Annotated in this window: 17 protein-coding genes and 2 riboswitches; of the genes, 5 read left to right on the plus strand and 12 right to left on the minus strand. The window is 46.8% G+C overall.

Annotated features, from left to right (window positions below):
• Window positions 1-24 precede the first annotated feature (24 nt).
• The 3 genes from AC0TWI_RS10095 to AC0TWI_RS10105 form a co-directional block, all read right to left on the minus strand.
• On the minus strand, window positions 25-834 hold the full coding sequence (locus AC0TWI_RS10095) for a creatininase family protein (RefSeq protein WP_488126220.1): 810 nt from the start codon (window positions 832-834) through the stop codon (window positions 25-27).
• A gap of 18 nt (window positions 835-852) precedes the next feature.
• On the minus strand, window positions 853-2,265 hold the full coding sequence (locus AC0TWI_RS10100; protein ID WP_488126221.1) for an APC family permease: 1,413 nt from the start codon (window positions 2,263-2,265) through the stop codon (window positions 853-855).
• Between the two features lie 133 nt (window positions 2,266-2,398).
• The gene (locus tag AC0TWI_RS10105; protein WP_488126222.1) at window positions 2,399-3,160 is read right to left on the minus strand and encodes an IclR family transcriptional regulator; all 762 of its coding nucleotides are present in this window, start codon (window positions 3,158-3,160) and stop codon (window positions 2,399-2,401) included.
• A gap of 322 nt (window positions 3,161-3,482) precedes the next feature.
• Between AC0TWI_RS10105 and AC0TWI_RS10110 the strand changes: the two genes are divergently transcribed.
• Window positions 3,483-7,466: an NHL repeat-containing protein gene (locus tag AC0TWI_RS10110; RefSeq protein WP_488126223.1), complete on the plus strand. Its 3,984-nt coding sequence runs from the start codon at window positions 3,483-3,485 to the stop codon at window positions 7,464-7,466.
• A 56-nt stretch (window positions 7,467-7,522) separates the two neighbouring features.
• On the opposite strand, the gene AC0TWI_RS10115 is transcribed toward AC0TWI_RS10110, so the two are convergent.
• The 3 genes from AC0TWI_RS10115 to AC0TWI_RS10125 form a co-directional block, all read right to left on the minus strand.
• Window positions 7,523-8,347 (minus strand): MetQ/NlpA family ABC transporter substrate-binding protein, encoded by an 825-nt coding sequence (locus AC0TWI_RS10115; protein ID WP_488126224.1) that lies wholly within the window; start codon window positions 8,345-8,347, stop codon window positions 7,523-7,525.
• Window positions 8,348-8,417: 70 nt separating this feature from the next.
• Window positions 8,418-9,788 carry an LLM class flavin-dependent oxidoreductase gene (locus tag AC0TWI_RS10120; RefSeq protein ID WP_488126225.1) on the minus strand — a complete coding sequence of 457 codons (1,371 nt, stop codon included), beginning with the start codon at window positions 9,786-9,788 and terminating at the stop codon, window positions 8,418-8,420.
• Window positions 9,778-10,977: an acyl-CoA dehydrogenase family protein gene (locus tag AC0TWI_RS10125; protein WP_488126226.1), complete on the minus strand. Its 1,200-nt coding sequence runs from the start codon at window positions 10,975-10,977 to the stop codon at window positions 9,778-9,780. Before AC0TWI_RS10125 ends, AC0TWI_RS10120 begins: the two co-directional genes overlap by 11 nt.
• A gap of 82 nt (window positions 10,978-11,059) precedes the next feature.
• A riboswitch (SAM riboswitch) is annotated at window positions 11,060-11,168 on the minus strand.
• Window positions 11,169-11,492: 324 nt separating this feature from the next.
• On the opposite strand from AC0TWI_RS10125, the gene AC0TWI_RS10130 reads away from it, so the two are divergent.
• On the plus strand, window positions 11,493-12,104 hold the full coding sequence (locus AC0TWI_RS10130; protein ID WP_488126227.1) for a competence protein ComK: 612 nt from the start codon (window positions 11,493-11,495) through the stop codon (window positions 12,102-12,104).
• Window positions 12,094-12,405, plus strand: a complete 312-nt coding sequence (locus tag AC0TWI_RS10135; protein WP_488126228.1) for a hypothetical protein — start codon at window positions 12,094-12,096, stop codon at window positions 12,403-12,405. Before AC0TWI_RS10130 ends, AC0TWI_RS10135 begins: the two co-directional genes overlap by 11 nt.
• Before the next feature lie 59 nt (window positions 12,406-12,464).
• On the opposite strand, the gene AC0TWI_RS10140 is transcribed toward AC0TWI_RS10135, so the two are convergent.
• From AC0TWI_RS10140 to AC0TWI_RS10160, 5 genes are all read right to left on the minus strand, one after another.
• On the minus strand, window positions 12,465-12,944 hold the full coding sequence (locus AC0TWI_RS10140) for a glutathione peroxidase (protein ID WP_488126229.1): 480 nt from the start codon (window positions 12,942-12,944) through the stop codon (window positions 12,465-12,467).
• A gap of 56 nt (window positions 12,945-13,000) precedes the next feature.
• Window positions 13,001-14,029: an NADP-dependent oxidoreductase gene (locus AC0TWI_RS10145; RefSeq protein WP_488126230.1), complete on the minus strand. Its 1,029-nt coding sequence runs from the start codon at window positions 14,027-14,029 to the stop codon at window positions 13,001-13,003.
• 134 nt (window positions 14,030-14,163) lie between these two features.
• Window positions 14,164-15,105 carry a hypothetical protein gene (locus tag AC0TWI_RS10150; protein ID WP_488126231.1) on the minus strand — a complete coding sequence of 314 codons (942 nt, stop codon included), beginning with the start codon at window positions 15,103-15,105 and terminating at the stop codon, window positions 14,164-14,166.
• Complete coding sequence (locus AC0TWI_RS10155) at window positions 15,102-15,497, minus strand: hypothetical protein (protein WP_488126232.1); 396 nt, start codon at window positions 15,495-15,497, stop codon at window positions 15,102-15,104. The genes AC0TWI_RS10150 and AC0TWI_RS10155 overlap by 4 nt, the downstream gene beginning before the upstream one ends.
• Window positions 15,498-15,527: 30 nt before the next feature.
• Window positions 15,528-16,373 carry a M48 family metalloprotease gene (locus AC0TWI_RS10160; protein WP_488126233.1) on the minus strand — a complete coding sequence of 282 codons (846 nt, stop codon included), beginning with the start codon at window positions 16,371-16,373 and terminating at the stop codon, window positions 15,528-15,530.
• 93 nt (window positions 16,374-16,466) lie between these two features.
• Window positions 16,467-16,558: riboswitch (cyclic di-GMP riboswitch) on the minus strand.
• Window positions 16,559-16,892: 334 nt separating this feature from the next.
• Here AC0TWI_RS10160 and AC0TWI_RS10165 point away from each other — a divergent pair.
• Window positions 16,893-17,384 (plus strand): DinB family protein, encoded by a 492-nt coding sequence (locus AC0TWI_RS10165; RefSeq protein ID WP_488126234.1) that lies wholly within the window; start codon window positions 16,893-16,895, stop codon window positions 17,382-17,384.
• 141 nt (window positions 17,385-17,525) lie between these two features.
• On the opposite strand, the gene AC0TWI_RS10170 is transcribed toward AC0TWI_RS10165, so the two are convergent.
• Entirely contained in the window at window positions 17,526-17,921 is a 396-nt protein-coding gene (locus tag AC0TWI_RS10170; protein ID WP_488126235.1) for a hypothetical protein, read from the minus strand.
• Window positions 17,922-18,055: 134 nt separating this feature from the next.
• On the opposite strand from AC0TWI_RS10170, the gene AC0TWI_RS10175 reads away from it, so the two are divergent.
• A complete protein-coding gene (locus tag AC0TWI_RS10175) occupies window positions 18,056-19,792 on the plus strand; it encodes a PrpR N-terminal domain-containing protein (protein WP_488126236.1) in 1,737 nt (578 codons plus the stop codon).
• Window positions 19,793-19,883: the final 91 nt, after the last annotated feature.

Consider the following 19,883-nt stretch of genomic DNA (forward strand, 5'->3'; position numbering starts at 1 on the left):
AGGCGGATTCAAGAGATCTATCCCCTATAATGGGATGCCGGGTTCCCTGATTTCTACTTTCACTTCGTTTTCACAGTAGTAGATAAGCTCTATTAGGTTGTCTAAGAACCTGCGGTGATATTTTTCTCCATTTTCTTTTGTTGCAGGAGCAGCGTCTCCCATCAAGCCAATTCCTTTTGTTGCTTCCCGATATCCATGAACATCGCTTGCAGTGAGAACCCGATCTCCTTTAACAAAAGGATCATGCTCGAGAAATCTGTGCTTGTCCGGAACATTGGTAGCAACGTTTTCAGGTTCACAGAGATGCGGATAAAGATAAAACATATGAGAGCTTTCCAACTCCTCGGCATGGCCGATTCCACCCGGTTCCGATTTGCGAATTTCCTCTCCGGCCTCAAAATTAAAATAGAAAGGATCGACGATTGGCAAAAATGCTCCGGTTTTATTTCTGAGGCGTGTGGCCGCAATCCGCAGCGGCGGCAAATTCGCCTCGCGATGCCCGTTGATCAGGATGATTTTTTCAAACCCGTGATGGATCAAGCTCTGGCAAATATCCTCTGCCAAGGCCGTCAAAGTTTCGGGACGGAGTGTGATTGTCCCCGGGTAGGCCATATGATGAGGAGCCCAGCCAAACCAAGATTGAGGCACAACGAGTGTATTTGTCAGCTTTCCTGCATCCTCCGCCACTTTTTGGGCAACAAATGAATCGGTACCAAGCGGCAAATGCCGCGAATGCTGTTCTACGCTTCCAAACGGAACGATAACTGTCTTCTTTTTCTTAAGGTAGTTTTCAACATCTTCCCACTTATTCTCATGCAGCCATATTGATTTCATTAGATGTCTTCCTCTCTGTCATTCATTTTCAGCTATTTTCTCCATAGCCGCTTCATCCAAATAGACCCAGCGTTTTTTTGCATAGGCGAAATACCACACAGTTAACAGCACAATCCAGGAAAAGCCGATTAAAAGCGGAATTAAGTCAATATACGTCAATATTCCGAGACAGCCGATCGTGGCGATGATCGCCAACACAGGAATGTTTTTGATATTCAGCGGATATCGGAAACCAGCTATTAATTCTGGACGTTTTACTCGGACAATGATGAGCGCAATATTGATTAACGCCATCATAAACCAGTTGGCAAATACTGCTGCGCTCACGAGCAGCCCGATCGCTTTTCCATATCCATATGCACTTGTAAAAGTGGCCAGCAGCGCAATAATCCCAGTAAAAATCACTGCATATGTCGGCACCGAGGATCGTTTGCTGACTTTTGCGAAGATCTTCGGTGCTGCATGTTCGCGGGCCGCTGCGTACAACATTCGGGATGAGCCGAGCAGGCAGCCGATCGTAGAGGTGCCCGTCGCTGTCAGTGCCGCAATGGCAATCAGGACAGCACCAATACCCGGCAATACATTTTCCATCGCTAACGACAGAGGTGCTGCCGAAGCGGCAAGCTCTTCCGGATTGGCAGCTGAGACAACTCCATAGCCGGTCATAATATATAGGATGACAACGGTGACGAGTGCGGAAATTTGTGCCAGCGGCAGATTCCGCCTTGGATTTTTCGCCTCCTCGCCAAGCGTCAATACTGCCTCTACTTGCATCTGCCCAAAGGCAATCAAAGCCGTTGCGGCAAATACACCAGTCCAGCCATTTGGCAGGAATGTTGTATATTCAAAGGGACCGGCAGGATTGGCAATGATCGCAATAGCTGCAATCGCAAATAAGGCGACTACCTGAATAATAGAAAAGAATGTATTGATTTTACCCGCTACATTGATGCCGACCAGCAGCATCAGAGTGATCAAGATGGATATAACCGGTGCCGAGATTCCAGGCGGCAAGCCTGGGAAAAGAAAGCTTAAGTAACCGGCAAATCCCAAGTTCACTGCTCCTGCAGCAAAAGCGAACGAGAGAAAGTAAAGCCCTGCACACCATAATGCAATCAATTGCCCAAGCGATTTAGAGATGGGTTCAAATGCAAATTTTGCATAGGCATAAGATGCTCCCTGGTAAGGCCAAATGGATGCCATTTCTGCGTAGCTCATGGAAGACAACAGAGCCACGACTCCGGCAATAATAAACGCGATAAACAAACCAGGGCCGGCCTGGGCTACGGCAGGAGCAATGACAGTAAAGATTCCTCCGCCAATGAGTGCACCAACACCCACACTCCACAAGTCTACAAACCCAAGCCCTCTTTTCAATCCGCTAGGCTCAACTGCCGAACCAGAATTCATATTACCAGCTGGAAGTGCCAATTTTCTCTCCTCCTTAATTCCGTATAGTGGAATGTTTATTCCATTATAATCAACAGACCTCTCTTTTACAATGAATATTCTGAAATGTTACGAAACAAAAAAAGGACTGTTCCCAGTCCAACCAATGTCTCGTTCATTTTCGGAAAATATCCTCGGCTGCTTTTTTCAGTACGTCAATATACTTTGCATAATCTCCATCAAAATCCGATTCCATGCCGATCGCACTCAAGGCCGCCAATACCTCGCCTGAAGCCGGATCGATCAATGGGACAGCAATGGCAAATGTTCCTTCATGCAGCTCCCCCCTGCTTGTACTGAACCCGGACTCGCGAATTTCAAGCAGCAGGTCAGCAAGCCGCTTTGGATCTACAGTTGTATGTTCCGTAAATCGTTCATAAGAGTACTGGTTAAGCAGCCAATCCCTTTCTACGGAGTCTGTGAAAGCCAGCAATACTCGGGGACAGGCTGCCGAATACAAAGGAACCTGCTTCCCGATTGAAGGGAAAACCCGGATCGGCCGCCAAGATTCAAATTGCTCGATATAGACAGCATTTTCTCTATTGCGTATTGCCAATTGAATGGTCAAGTTCAGTTCGTTCCGCAAAGAGATCATATGCTCACGCGCCAATTCCCTTATGTTCATCTGTTCTTTTACCATCTGGCCCTTCTCCAAAAATGCATAGCCCAGTGAATAAAAGACCTTTCCCGCTTGGTCCTGCTTGAGAATATAACCGTTATCCTCAAGCTGAGACAGTATACGAAAAGCAGTCGTCTTCGGAATGAGCGTCTTCTCCGAAATTTGTTCCAATGTTAATACGGGACTTTCTCTTGTAAAAATATTCATCACATCAAACGCTTTTTGAATACTGGACGGTGCCCTCTTCCCTTCCTTCATAACAATCCCTGTCCCTTTCCCGAATCCTGAAAAAATAGGATACTAGTAATCCCCCCTATAATATCCATATTGTAGAGAGGGGGCAAGGTCAAAAAGCAAAGTTCCGTATCCCTTTCCTGCCGGCCGAGCCTCATACTTTATACCTGCATCACTTTTCGATCTTTACAGACGAAAATTTGTCTGAAAATAACCAATATTGACTCCCATCGAAAGGCTCACCTACACTTATCTTGAACATGTGGCGGATAGGCGAGAAACCGACAGAGAGATACGACATCTTTCACGCTGCAAATGTTCATCAACACATAAAAGGGGTGGGATGGTGGAGTTTACAATAAAAAAGCTAGGATCAATCGTTGTCTCTCTTGTACTGTTTCTTGGAATGCTTCCGTTTTACCCGAAAATTGCAGGGGCGGAAGATCAGGGTATTCCCGTGCCGAACTCTGATTTTGAAGAAGGACTGATTCTTCCCGGCTGGAACATCACAAGCGGGGAAGCGACCGTTTCCGGAGACATGGCATCAGATGGAAGGAAAAGCCTTCAGATGATGCCTGCAGGAGAAAAAGCGGAAATTCAAAGCCATGATATTAAGCTGCAAGAAGGCTCATATGTTCTGACTGCCCAGGTACATGTTGACAAGGAGGAGGCATTTCAGCTTGGCATCCTCTTTTACGACCAATACGGAACTCTACTGCGCGAGGAATATGCAACCGCCTCTGGTTCGGCAAATTGGCAGGAATTTCGTCTTGAAACAGAAGCTCCAACGGAAACGGATCACATCAATCTAGTAGTCAGCAGCAGAATAGGCGCGCATGTTGATAACGTAAAGCTTTTGGCTGCCGACACAAGTGAAGTGATTCCGATAGAAAACAGCAGCTTCGAAAGCGATCCACAAATTCCGGAATGGATTTCCACAGGGTCCCTTGTCACCGTTGCATTAGGAGAAAATGGCAAACACTTGCGAATCTATGATACTTCTGTTGATTTGCAAGTTCAGGCAAAAACAAGGCCTATTTCCATCACTGGCGGAAAAACCTATAAAATGACCGCAAAAATGAATGTGAAGCAGCAATCCCATTCTGTTGAAGCCGCGATCAGTTTTTATGACCGGAACAATAAGCAGGTTGGCTTTAAAAACGAACTCCATAAAGCAAAGGCCGGACTCGGATGGATCGATATCTCGCTTGAAGATAAAGCCCCGGCTGACGCAGCAACAATGCAAATTGCCTTCAGTTCGGGAAAACCAAGCATAACGGATGTGTATGTTGATGACGTTAATTTAGAAGAAATCGGGAATCAGCCTCCCGAAGAAGAGATTTCTGAGGAAGTGCCCAACCCTGGCTTCGAAATGCCTCTCACTGATGATGGGAGCATCCCGGGGTGGAAAACAGAAGGAGGTGCGGCCGGCGTTTCGATCAGCCAAGACCTGTCCAGGTCCGGTACACAAAGTCTTCATTTCCACGATTCCTCGGACAAAAGCGGACTGCGCGTGATCAGTGATAAAATTTCCATTGCTCCGGGAAGACCCTATTTGGCAACTGCTTACACTAACGCCGTGCAGCAGACGCATAATATTGTCTATGAAATCCATTATTATAATGGGCAAGATCAGGAATTGAAAGACAAAGTGAAAATTGAGCTATTCGGAAACTTGCCGAAAAATCAATGGAATGAGCTGAAGGTGTTTACGGACACCCCTGCCGATGCAGCTTATGCCAGATTGGCGTTTTACTCTGGCGGCATCAGCTTGACGGAAGCATATTTCGACGATGTTTCCTTTGAATTGGCGAAAGAAGAAGTCCCTTTGGAAAGAGAGTACGCAAAGCCCGTCAAGCTTGGGCCAATGGTACAAGTTCAGCTTGGACAGGCAGCAGTCATTCAGGAAAACGAGCTTGGTGAAAATGAGGTCTACTACCATTCCAACGGCCTCCCGGGAACTTTTTCTGTGCTTGATGCTGAAACCGGCAAACTGAAGTATTCCCAGGTGATTCCGAACACGGAAGCTTTGTGGGCCATGACCGTCGGTCCAGATAAGAATGTTTACTTCGCCAGCACAGGCGACGGAAAGCTGTACCGTTATGTGCCGTCGCTGAAAAAGATTGAGGAATTGGGTGTGAATCCGTCCGATGATTGGGTGTGGGACTTGGAAGCCTCCTCTGACGGAAAAATCTATGGATCTACCTACCCGCATGCAAGTCTATTCGAATATGACATCGCTGCCGGCACTTTCAAGGATTATGGACAAATAAAAGAAGGGCAGCAATACGCGCGCGGAATCGGAGTTACAGAGGATGCCATCTATGTCGGAATTGGCACGACAAAGCATCTACTCAAAATTGACCGAAAAACAGGTGCAAAAGAAGAAATCATCATCGAGGGCCATAGCGGCGAAGAAGGAATGATTGAAAACATTTTTGTCATCGATGACAAGCTTTTTGTTTCGGCGGGTTCCGTTACGATGCTTGTGGTTGATTCAAAGACAAATAAGATTGTCGACACATTTCAATACAGCAATATGATCTCAAGCCCATCTCCCCTTAACCCTGACCTGCTTTATTACAAATTTGAAAACCGACTCTACCAATATAATGTCAGCACGAATAAATCTGCGGCCAATGAAAACATCCCGCTTCTTCCCGATACGGTGCGGGTCAAGGATATGCAATGGATCACCCCGGCTTCGGGAGAGTTTGCCGGTTCAAAGGTTTTGGCGATGGTCACGCAATACGGTGAATATATGCTGTATAACCCCGAGACAAACGAGCTGAAGTTTATTGAACTGGACATCTCTTCTCAAGCGGTTGCCATTCAAGCTTTGAAAACAGGACCGGACGGCAAGCTGTATATGGGCGGGTATCAGCGCGGAATGAGCATATACAACCCCTTTACAGAGGAAATCGAAGTGAATGCTCCTTCGTTCGCCCAGCCTGAAGGAATTGGCTTTTTAGGAGATAAAGTGTTTTATGGAACGTACGTCGGAGCCATCATGTACAGCTTTGATCCTTCAAAGCCCATTGATTTGCCGGAAAATCCTGCGTTAGAGTACGATATCCAGGATCAGCAGGACAGACCGTTTGCCATCACAAACAGTGATGATCAGCTTTTCGTCGGAACTGTGCCGGACTACGGTGTTCTTGGCGGGGTATTGGCCACTTACGACAAAGCGGCCGATAAATGGACTCAGTACCGGAATGTCGTCCAAGACCAGAGCATCATCGGCCTCGCTTACAAGGATGGCATGCTTTATGGCGGGACATCGGTATGGGGCGGGCTCGGCATTGACCCGAAAGCATCTGCAGCGAAAATATTCGTCTGGGATGTAGAGAAGGGCATGAAAATCGAAGAATTCACTCCGGAAATACCGGGAATAGACGAAACGCCGAAAATGATTGGCGAGCTGTCATTCGGCCCTGACGGGAATTTATGGGGAGCCGTCGACGGTACCATTTTCGCCATGAATCCTGATACGAAGGAAGTGGTGAAGAGCAAGGTGATCCGCCCCAGCCTGTACAATAGCAGCAAGTGGTTTCCTTACCGTCTTCAATGGGGACCGGATGGCATGCTTTATACGACTCTCTCGAGAAAGCTGATCGCGATTGATCCGGAGAGCCTCGATTATCAGGTGATCGTAGAAGACTTCATGAACAACATGACAGTCGGTACGGACGGCAGCATTTACTACGCTTTAGGGAATGAGTTATTTAAAATTGCAGTCCCCGAGACAGATGCTACCTTGCAGTCCATCCAAATTAATGGCATGCCGCTTCAGGATTTCTCGCCGGGTGTCCTGCATTACCAAATCAATAAAACAGTCGGAACGGTTGAAGCAAAAGCAAGCCAAACCGGGGCCGAGGTGGATGTGCAACAAAACGGCAGCATCACCCTTATCAGAGTGACAGCACCCGATGGCAAGTCTGTCAAAGAATATGAAATCCGCTCCAACCAAGATCCGGCACAACCTGAATACCCGATCGGCATTGATGTATTGTTCAAGGATAAAAGAGGGAACTCCATTACAAAACTGACTCCGCAGGACATGGTCACTGCTGAAGTCAGCGCAGCCAACACGAGAAACAAAAAACTCGATATCCTGATCCTGATGGAGCTGATCGATGAGAGCGGCAAGGTGGTAGATCAAACCTCGTCCTCCCGGTCCATCCCCGCCAGCCAAACGAAGACAATGACGGCCAAGCTAAAACTTCCGGCCGACATTAACGGATACAAACTGCGGGTCACAGCCTGGGAAGGAAAAAAACAGCATCCGAACATGACACCATTATCAAAAGAACATTTCATCACTGAATAAGAATTAGGCGCCAGTCCACCGCCCTGCGCGGGTTCTGGCGCCTAAACTTAATTGCCTTACTTCATATAATCCGGACGTACAAATCCTTTAAGCTGTTCTTCCGTATACTGGAGAAATTCTTTGGATTTATAAGCCTCTTCCAGTGCTTTGACGAACGGCTCGTTTTCGTTTCCTCGTTTGACGACAATTTGAATCATGTAATGATCAGGAGTATTTTCTAAAACTAGCGCTTCTTCTAACTTCAATCCAGAAGCAATGGCAAAGTTCCCGTTGATAAAGGCAATGTCAGCATCTTTCATGGAACGCGGCAACTGTGCTGCTTCAAGCGGGATGAATTCCAAATCAAGTTTATTCTCCACTACGTCATTAATTGATGCCTTCGTCGCGTCGACATTGGAACTCAGCTTAATCCATCCTTGCTCTTCCATCATAATCAACGCCCGAGCGCCGTTCACTGGATCATTCGGCAAAGATACCTTCGCTCCCTTTTTTACATCTTTGACAGACTCATACTTCTCTGAGTAAGCTCCAATCGGAACAGTCGGCACCATGATCGTGTTCACCAGATCCATCTTGTGTTCCTCATTGAAATTATCCAGATACAATAAATTCTGATACACATTTGCATCCAGGCTTCCTTCATTCAGCCCGTTATTCGGTTGGACATAGTCACTGAATTCGATCACCTTCACCTTATATCCTTGCTTTTCCAGCAGTCCGGCAATGCTGTTTTTGATCTGATCGCTGTATGGCCCGGCCGTCGCACCGATTGTGATTTCCTTCTTAGCCGCTGCTTTTCCCGTCCCTGCATCATCCGCACCGCAGCCCACAAGGCCGAGCAGTCCTGCAATCATCATGAAGCCAAGCAAAATTCTTTTCATTTCCGTCCTCCTGTTTTAAAGAATATTGTTCCTCCGCTATGTCAGCTCCCTGATGCTGCACTTGCCTTTTTTACGCCTTGACGAATGAAAATTGTTTCCCCGGATGGCTGGACTTCAACTGTTCTTGCCCTGACAACTTGCCGCGCAATGTTTTCGGCTCCCCTTCACCGCGGAGATGCCCGCGCTCCTCGAGTACCGGTCCGACAAGCTCAGCAAAATCCTCGAATGAACCCGGCATGACCGCATATGTGATATTAAATCCATCCACCCCGGCCTCTTCGATCCATTTCTCCATTTCATCAACAATCTCTTCCGCTGTCCCGACAACGACCGGTCCGATGCCGCCAAGACCGACGAACTCGGCAATCTCACGGACCGTCCACTGCTTATCCGGATCAACCTTCGTAAAAATCTCGAGTCTTGAACGCATCGAATCATTTTCCACGTACTGCAAATTCTCATCCAAGTCGAATTCCGAAAGGTCCACCCCTGTCCAGCCGCTGAACAGACTGAGCGCTCCTTCATGGCTGATATGCTGCTTGTATTCTTCATATTTTGCTTCCGCTTCTTCGCGTGTCTTTCCAACAATCGGCGTGAACAAGCTAAAAATCTTGATATCCTCGCCTTTTCTGCCGTAATCGCCAGCCTGCCCGCGGATTTTGCCAATGAATTTTTTCGCTATGGATGGGGTCGGTACAGAAATATAAATTCCTTCCGCGTGCTTCGCCGCAAAGGCGCTCCCCCTTGATGAGAGGCCAGCCTGGTAAATCACAGGTGTCCGCTGTGGCGACGGCTCACAAAGATGGGCGCCCGGAACGCTGAAATACTCGCCTTCGTGGCCAATATCGTGGACCTTTTCCGGATCGACGAAAGCTTTCCTCTCTGTGTCCCTAACAACCGCATCGTCCTCCCAGCTCCCTTCCCACAGCTTGTAGCACACGTCGAGATATTCCTCGGCGATATCATACCGCTCATCATGAGCAATCTGTTGTTTCAGTCCGATATTGATCGAAGCACTTTTCAAATATGAGGTGACGACATTCCAGCCGACCCGGCCCTTCGTCAGATGATCGAGTGTCGACATCCGGCGTGCGAACGTATACGGATGTTCATGTGTTACCGATGCCGTTACTCCGAATCCGAGGTGTTCCGTAACGGCAGCCATTACCGGAATCACAAGGAGCGGGTCATTGATCGGCGACTGGACCGCCTGGCGTAGCGCCGCATCCCTCTTCCCCTGATACACGTCATACGGGCCAAGCACATCAGCAAGAAACACCGCATCGAACTTCGCCGCCTCCAGCGTCTTTGCGAGCTCTGCCCAATGTTCCAGATCCTTATATCGGTGCGACTGGTCCTCCGGATGCGACCACAATCCCGGCGACTGGTTGCCCGGACAATTCATGACAAATGCGTTCAGCAAAATTCGTTTATTTCCCATTTTCCTTATCCTCCTCTTCGTTTTCCGGCCATAGCCGATTTCCTCCGAATACAATCTGTTTGCCTATCAGCTCTTTCGCCAGATTATTGGATGGCCCCATAACAATTCCTGCCCTTGCGTCACGGTACAGCCGTTCTAGCTTTCCTTTTTTGTAGCCGTAGCCGCCAGCAACATCCATTGCAATCTGTGCAACCTCATTGGCTGTTTCTGAAGCATGCACCTTAAATTCATAGAGAAGCGTCCTTAGCTCATCGGAAAGATTTTCGCCCGAGCTGACCCAAACATTCAACCGGGATGCGATATCATTTTGCCAGGCAGACAAAGAGTCGACCAATATTTTCGCTTTAGCCAACTGGTGGCGGATAATCTGCTGCTTTCCAGCCGATCTTTTGGCAAAAGCCGCTGCCTCTTCAAAAATTGAAGAGGCTGTTCCGGTCCATGCGGCACCAAGCCCAAAAAGATAGGCATTGCTGTTCTCCACAATCCGCTTGCCTGTCCCCTCCTCGCCGATCAAATCCTCTCGTCCGACCTTTATGCTATTTAACCTTATCGGAGAACTATGATTTCCTCGCACGCCAAGAGCGTCCCAGGTTCCTGTCTCAATTCCTTCCTGTTTTGCATCTACGATAAAGTAACAAAGATCCGAAAATTGTTCTGCTTGGGGTGATCTCGTCTGTAGCACATAAAAGTCTGCAAATCCGCTGCTCGTCGCAAAGGATTTTTCCAAATTGAGCACATATCCATCATCCCCGTATTCAGCCCGGCTGTGACTTAGCCAAAATTGCCCGCCTGATGCACGCTCACTGTTTGCAATCGTTCCGAACTTTCCGGCCCGAAGCGGCTTCAGCCACCGGTTCCACTGATCCTCATTCCCGTAATGATAAATGATTAGCGCAGCGCCAATATTCATTGTGTACACAAGCGCAGTCGAGGGACAGGCCTTCGCAATCTCACGAACAACGATTCCGTATGCCTGATAATCGAGCCCCAGGCCGCCGATTTCTTCCGGCAAAAGCACACTGTTCCATCCTTCCTCGCCGAGCACCCTCATATTTTCCTTTGGGAATTCCCCTTCCCTGTCAATCCTTTCTGCATTGGGCGCGATCACCCGGGATGCCAGCTCTCGAATCTCTGCCTCCACTTCCTCCGGCTTCAGCTTTTCTTTCCTTCTCCTTGTCACCACTGCCATTCGGCAATCCCCCTCTTCTTTTTGAAAATCAAAAAGCCCTTCTCTGCAAAAGATGAGAGAAGGGCAGCTTACATAAACAATCGTCTCATCTTTAGGATCGTAAAACATCCTTCTGAAATTAGCACCGGGCAATCAAATTGCTGGTTGCTGAAGCTTCATCGGGTCAGTCCCTCCGCTTCTCTTGATAAGAAAAAATCGGTATTCACTTGTAAAAGAACCGTAAATTCAACTTGGCTTGAGTATAGTTGATGAATTTTGAATAGTCAATACTTATTTTCCACTTTTTATTTTTCTTTCTTTTATGCCTAGAAGTATCCTTATTCGACAACCATATAAATAAAGTTTTGTAAAAGTATAGAATTATTTGTAAATTTTATGTATAGTGGTAAATAGGTTCCAGTATAAAAGACCTGCCGCTCTACCCCTTAGTCAACATACCTCCATGTTTATTCCTTATCAGAACGGCAGGCTCACAGCAAGAGTGGGACCGAAATATGGAGATAGGGGAGAGAGCAATGTCAAAGTACTATATTATTAACCAGAATACCGCCATGATACGCGGAGAATTCGATGATCACGGCAACTGTATTTCTTCAGTACTTGAGTGCGGGAAGCTTATGAAAGTGAAGCAATCACCGCGGGAAATTTTGAATCAGAGCTTACAATACCACGGAACATGCCTACAAAGCGCGGCCAGGGCAACGAAACTTGCATTGGGTAATATTCAGATGCCTCCTGTCAAAATCAGCCGGAGTCTGAATATGTACTGGCTGATGATTTATTCGGCAGAACGGGAAGACAACTGCCTGCTGGCACTTGACCATATCGATCATAACGAAAAATCCTCACAACATCCGGATAAGACGCTCGTTCACTTTAAAGACGGCGGCTCCACTCTGATAGATATCAGTATCACCCGTTTTGAAAACAGGGTGAACAACACACGGAAACTCAAATCGATTTTTGACAATCGTGCAAAAAACGACGGCATATTGAATCGGCGCTATATGATTGTGAAAGAAAGCAATGGACGGTACTACCGGAAAGAAAAGAGCCCACCGTCAGGTTCAGGCGGAAATCGTTCCAGGCTGCCAGACCGGATTGACCGGGAATACAATGACATATAGTCATGATAAAATGCAGCCGTCCGATCACGGATTCATCGAAATCCGGATGGGCAAACTTCATACCGAAATTGAGTTTTTCGTCTATCCAGAGTACTTTAAAGCTTTCGCCCATTATTATTACAAAAGCGGGGACAGCATTATCGGATCCGGAACAGGATCTGATGTACAGACAGCGATCAAACTCGCCGTCCTCAATTTAAAAAGCGAGCTGGAAGAACACGCTAGCAGGGGTTCGGTTTTTGCTACCATCCATCCGCAGACGAAAAGAGTCGCCATCGTCTCTTTTCAAAAAAAGTGCTGATCGCCTCCTAACTTAAAAAGACACCAATCCTCGGAAGGATTGGTGTCCTTGTTGCCAGCTTAGGCCTCAAGCGCTTTTTCAATATCGGAAGCAATTTTTTCGGGCTTGGTTTGTGGAGAAAAACGGTCAATTACATTCCCGTTCTTGTCGATAAGGAATTTGGTGAAATTCCACTTGATATCATCCGTCAGCAATCCTTTTGCTTCCTTCGTCAAGTATTGGAATAACGGATGGGCATCTTTTCCTTTGACATCAACTTTGCTGAACATAGGAAAGCTCACTCCGTAGTTCAGCTGACAGAACTCGACAATCTCGCTGTTGCTGCCAGGATCCTGGCTTCCGAACTGGTTACAAGGAAAGCCAAGGACAACAAAACCCTGCTCTTTGTATGTCGTATAAAGCTTCTCCAGCCCTTCGAACTGTGGGGTAAAGCCGCATTTGCTCGCCGTATTGACGATCAAAAGCACATTTCCCTGATAATCCCCCAACGATTTCTCCTCTCCCGAAATCGTATTTGCCGCAAAATCATATACGCCCATTCCCTCATCTCCTAAAAAAATCATTCATCGAGAACCAGCTTTTATCTACCTTCCCATCAAAACTTTGCGTACTCCGGATCGGCGACCTTCACAATCTGTTTTCCGAGATTGGTCCCCTTAAACAGGCCATGAAACGCATCCGGCGTATTTTCAAAGCCTTCAACAATCGTTTCCTCATATTTCAGTTTGCCTTCACCAAGCCATTTGCCGAGCTGTGCACCAGCCTCTTTGAATCCGGAAGCATATTTGCCAACGGTAAAACCTTGTATTAGTGAACTTGTTTTAATCAAAATCGTTTGGACGCGCGGCCCAATGTCCTCACCTGTCACGTTATAAGAAGAAATCGTGCCACAAAGCGGAATGCGGGCATTGTCGTTCAGGCAGGTGTACACTACGTCAGAAACTTCACCGCCAACATTATCAAAATAAATATCGACGCCGTCAGGAACAGCTTCTTTTAAATCCTGCCGGAACGTCTCGTTCTTATAATTGACCGCGGCATCAAAACCGAGTTCATTGATTAAGTAGTCAATCTTCTCCTGGGAACCGGCAATACCGACAACTCGTGTTCCTTTGATTTTCGCAATCTGCCCGACAGCTGAGCCTACAGCACCGGCCGCCCCGGAAACAACAACGGTTTCCCCTTCCTTCGGCTTCCCGATGTCGAGCAGGCCAAAATAAGCTGTCAGTCCTGGCATACCGAGAATGCCGAGATGGGTTGTCACTGGTGCAACTGAAGGATCGATCGAGCGGATTTCTCTTTCACCCGCTACCGAATACTCCGCCCAGCCGAGATTCCCAATCACAACATCCCCCTGTTGAAAACGGTCAGACTTCGATTCAACCACTTCGGCAATCACTCCGCCGGAAATCACTTCATTGAGCTTAAAAGGCTCAACATAGGATTTTGCATCGATCATCCGTCCGCGCATATACGGATCCACTGACAAATACAGCGTTCTAAGTAGCACTTCACCGTCGTTTGGAACCGGCATCTCCCGCTCAACAAATCTGTAATCGCTTTCAGCAGGCATACCGACTGGTCGGTTAGCTAAATGGATTTCGCGCACCTTCAACTTTTCCATTGCCCTTCCTCCTTCATTTTTGTTATCCAAAAAATCGTATCACAGAAGAAGAAGGACAGCAAAGATACTGCGTAGAGACAGTTTTTTTCAAAAAGACGGCCCTTTCTGCATTATGCAAAAAAGGCCTATTCAAATCAATTTTTCTTTTGGATCCAGCCATTCTCCACGCTGGCACGGAAATTCCCGTCCTCCATCGTTACCAGTATACTGGCGTTGCCATCACCACGGTCCGCATAAATCAATAATTGCCCGTTCTTCGGATTGAATAAGTAAACGGATTGTTCATCGGCATATATTTCTCCATCGAAATTCTCAGCAAACGTATCAAGCTCCTGTACCCCTGCTGATGTGACGATCGACTCTACCGTATCATCCCCATCATAGGAAAGCATCAAATCAGCAGCCGGAAATTTTTGAATGAATAGATAGAATCCATCCTCATCCGGCCCCTCATACTCCGGATTGTCCCAGTAACTCTTTGCAACTGAAAGACTATCCCCGAGCGCAACTCCGGCAACAACAAAATTGCCGTCTCTAAGCACTAGTTTTTCCGGAGCTGTCGCAGTTCCTTCTTTTCTGTACGTCCCATCCAAATATACGGCAGGCGTATGGCAGCTTTCGTCGGCAAATTTCACTGTAATCATGTTGTCATCCTTTGTCATCACCCCGCTGCAATGGCCGGTGAGGTCATCAGTGAATTCGATTTTGTTCCCTGCAATCTTACCGGGGCCCTCAAAAGCATTACCGTATGAATTGCCATTATACGAATTGTAAGCAGAGCCTGTAAGATTATATTGAATCCCATCCTCTGAAGTCTTTGTAATTTTCAAAAGACCGAGGTTGTCATCGCTTAGGAAAACCCAGTTCCCTTCCCAATCGATTTCTTCCTTTGCGGCCGGCTTTTCTGCGACTGGCTCCACAGCTTTTGCCTCTATCTTTTTCTCGGCGTCCACGTTTTTATCAGTCGGTTTTTCAACAGCGGATTCTGGTTTTGTCCTTCCCGCCTCTTCCGTACTTGAACATCCGACAAGAGCAAACATTAGTACAATAGCAGGCAGCATCCATATTTTTCTCACGCTTGTGTCTCCGTCCTTTTCAAATATCGCAGTTTCACAAAAGCATTATACACGCCGACAATCCAAGCAAAAAACACAGCTAGAATAAAGGCAAGGGAAAAGTTAAGGAACGTGATGACAAACGTCGTATATCCACGGCCTCCTCCATTCGCCCAATGTTCCCTGTCCGAGCGTCTGATCCGGTTATAGATGCCAAGGATTTGCCGCCATCCATAGAAGATTCCGACCGGATAGCAAAGAATCATCAATAATATCAGGGCATCATTGATGCCGAAACGAAAAACCGTTCCGGAGTATGTCACCATTGCGTAAACAAGCGTAAAAATCGCCAAAATTAGACCTATGGCAAACAAAGCTAGAATCTTTTTAAGTTCCCTTTTATATAACATCATTCTATCAGCCTCTCAATATATGTATTCCAATCAAACAGCTTGTTTCATATTCAACTTCTCAATCCGGATCGTAGGCGCCGGGTGGCTTGCTGCCAAATTCGCCCACAGCCCTTTTGCACCTTCCGCCTCCATTCTTTCGAAACTAGATAAAACATCGATTAGCGGCTCCCCATAACCAATCCGACGAGCAAAGTCATCAGCCTCGAACTCATTTTGCCTTGATGTATGCATGACAAGCGCGGTTCCAAACTTTGTCCAAAGCCACATCATCGCTACAAGCACCCAATCGATAAAAAATGAGACAATCAATGAACCGATACTCCTGTTAGCGATACTCACCACCGTACCTGCAACCGTGATGAACAATCGGTACAGCAAAAACATGAACGAAACAATCATGTTTCCGACCGCCACGACCAGTACCAAATCCGTATCTTTATGGGATAAATGGCCAAACTCATGGGCAAGCGTTGCCTTGATTTTCGAATCGCTATAACCGATTAGACCGGTCGTCAGACAAATCGTTTTTCTCCCTGTCGCAAATGCATTGGGGCTCTGCTCATCTGTCACAAACAACTGAACATTGTCCGAAATGCTCGGATCCAGTTCCTTCGCCCTCTCATAAACCTCCTCGAACAATGGTTGCAATCGCTCCTTCATTGCCCCTTCCTCCACTCGACGGCAGCCGTTCTGAATACGGAGAATCCACTCTCCCAATGGCGAAAGTGCTGCAACAAGCGAAGCAACGTACAAAGTGAGTCCCAGCAGCCAATTTTGGAAAAGCAACATTACGATGAGCGTATTCAGCACAAGATAAACGATAAGGCCTGTATTCTGCTTCCTAAGTAACCGCTTTGCAAAATCAACAATATACACATGCATCCTTCCTTTCACTTAAAATTTTCCACGACAAAAAACCATGGTCTCCTAACCATAGCCCCTTCAGAGGAAGACATTGCTTTCCCACTTTGCGGCAGCCTGACAATCATGTCGCCTTATTTCAGCGATTTAGACTCATGGCTTTGCGTCCTTCCCTTTCGAAAAGTTTGCCTTTATTATGATTTTTAGGAAAAAAGTTTTATAACATGGTAATTATAAAACCGAAACTTCTCTTTGTAAATTAAAATTTTACTACTAAATAACCAGGTAAAAAGAGCTAGTTTTTATAAAAACAGCTTTTTAGATTAGAGGGGGCAGCTTTCACATTCAAAAACAACCGATGAGCTATTACCCTCTTTTTACGTGACTCCAAGTCGTCCGCTCCATTCTCAGCTTCACCAACTGTTCGATGTGTATGCGGCTTCCAATAAACACACCGCTACTTCAAGTCAAAACTAGGCTGCCGCGGCAAACCGTAATGCTATAATAAATCAACCTAGTGAAGGAGTGACAAACATGACAATCAATGACAAAGCACGCGAAGATCTATTACAGGAAGTAGACAGCCTGACTGACGAGGAAATCAACAAAAAACCAGCCGAAAACGAATGGTCCATCGCCCAAGTGCTGGAGCATCTCGTCCTTATGGAAGGGGGCATCACCCAGACCATTGCAGAACACTACAAAACCGGTGAAGAAAACCATGTTGAAGACAAACCAATCGAACTGTCCGTCAACCGCTCAACAAAAGTAGACGCTCCTCACTTCGCCGTACCGAGCGAAGACTACAAAACCCTCGCCGAGCTAAAGGCGAAACTCGACCACACCCATGCTGCTTTACGATCATTTGCTGAAAGTTCAAACGACTCAATACTTGAATCAAAATCCTACCCGCATCCCGCCTTCGGAAAAATGAATCTAAAACAATGGATCCCCTTCGTCGCCTATCATGAAATGCGCCATACAGATCAAATTAGAGAAGTGAAAAGGAAATTAGGTCTGGCCTGAAAAATGCTCCTGATGGGAAGTGAACCATCAGGAGCGTTTTTTTGAATGGGCGGGCGGTTGTTTTCGGATGGGTGTGCGCTATTCGCGGATAGCCGCTACTTATTCTCGTATAGCCGCCGGTTATTCTCAGATGGATGCTCCCTACTCTTGCATAGCCGTGTGTAATTCGCAGTTCCCCTGTATGATCTGCAAATTAGGGTAGTATGTACGGTTGCGTTTGGCGGCGGTCCACGGGAGGTTGGAGCTTTTGAGGAGGCGGGAAGCGGTGTCGGTATTAGCGTGAAGGAATTCTCGGCAATCTTTGTTTGTCATATTTTGACCGATGAGGAGGAACCATTCTTGGATGCCGGAAAGGTCAAAAAGAACTTGATGCTTCATCAAAAATGATGGCTGGGTAAAAACAATTTTCACTCTCTGCTCTCCAGCAATACCAGCTTCCAGGCTCGTACGCTTTGCTGCTAAAGCGGTGTACATCGGGTGATGGTCTTCCAGCCTAGACAGAGCCGCTTTCACTCCAGTAAGTCTTGGATTTCGCATCACTTTCTTCCTCCCTTATCTTCTTCTCCCCTTGTATAATATGAACTCTAACTTTGGACCAACAAATAAATGACATCCTCTTCCAGTTATGTGATAATACAATTGTTGAAATATGCAACGAATGAGGGATTAATATGATAAAGGTTCTGTTAGTGGCTCCGTATTCCGGCATGGCTGAAGTAGCAAAAAATCTGACCTTGCCCGATGATATCTTTTTGGAGATTACGGTAGCGAACCTGGAAGAGAGCATTAAAGCTGCAAAAGCGGCGGAGTCAGAAGGCTTTGATGTGATCATCAGCCGCGGCGGAACAGCCTCTCTGCTTCAAGAAGCGGTTTCAATACCTGTGGTTCATATAGGGATTACAGGGTATGACATGCTACGGGTTTTCACATTGATACGAGGAATCAAACAAGGGGTTGCACTAGTCGGTTACAAAAATATTACCGATGGAGCAGCGACAATCTGCAATATACTAGAATACGACATACACCGCATCACCATTCATAATCGGGAAGAAGTACGGACGGCTTTGGAAGAATTGAAGAAAGACGGTTATAGCGTTGTCATCGGTGATGTGGTCACTGTACAGTTTGCTGAAATGACGGGGCTCCGCGGCATATTAATTACGTCCGGAAGAGAGGCTCTGTTAGATGCAATTGACGCGAGCCGGGAGATGCATCGGCAGCTGAAACAGATAACAAGTCAAAACCGCATTATCCATGACGCATTTCATTCGCTCCCCTGTCCGGTATTGCTGACACATACGGACGGCCAGCCCATCGAATCGAATGCCACTTTTCAGCGGAAATTCCAACAATTCCAGCTCAAGGATCACCCGGGATTAAAAAAGGCGGTCACTAGCGTCGCTGAAGATGGTACAGGCCGCTGGGCGAGAGTAGTAACAGAAGGCCAGACATATGATGTAGAAATATTTTTGGCTGGCAAAAAGGACAACTCCATCGGCCTTCTCTTCCAAAATGCAGAAAAACAGACGAGCTCGGCTATTCTAATACAGGGGCAAATCACACATAGGCCGATCCCAGGGGAAAGTGACTATGCAAAACAGCTGCGGACAACAATAAAAAAATATGCAACCGCCACAGATTCCGTCTGGATTTCGGGCGAGCACGGATCAGGAAAGAACACGGTCGCACGCATCCTGCATTTTGAGCGATTCGGCCTGGAATCCCCTGCCATTTTGATTGCCGGGAAACAGGCTTCCCCTCAAGACATCGAGGGCCTGAAGCAGGCAATTCATACAGGTTCTCTTCAGAAAACGCTCATCATAGACAGTCCGGAGTATTTACAGCCTGCCGCGCAGGAAAGTCTCTTTTCCCTGCTTCAAACGTACGCTTCCGCGGTTTATCCCATTACAATTTCCGAAAGGCCACTTGCCTCCTTTACGGAAGGATCATTTGACAAGCGATTGTACAAACTGCTGTCAAAAAACCCTCTCCACTTGGCCGCTTTACGTGAAAGGGAAGAGGATATTCCTGCGTACATCGATTATTTTCTCGCCGAGTTCCACGCCGAAAACGGCAGCAATATTCTTGGGATCCGACGTGACGCTCTTGAATTCCTGCAAAGCTACCACTGGCCAGGGAATATTCACCAATTAAAACAAGCAATCAAGGAGCTTAGCTTAACTGCTCCAGGAAATTTTATCGAACTTGAACAGGTAAAGGCGCTAATCCATCAATATAAATCAGCAGAGTCGCAACCAACCGGCATGCCGCTGAATGGAACATTGGAGGAGATGGAACAGCGAATCATCCGGCAGGTGTTGGCTGAGGAAGACAATAATCAATCGAAGGCTGCCGTACGATTAGGCATTAACCGTTCCACTTTATGGAGAAAGTTGAAATCATAATAATATCTTGAAGGACTGCTACTCAATTGAGCGCAGTCTTTTTTTGTCTCAAATTGCAACATACGTAACTCGAAAAAATAAAATATTATGT

The sequence above is a fragment of the Lederbergia sp. B243.17 genome (assembly GCF_057657925.1).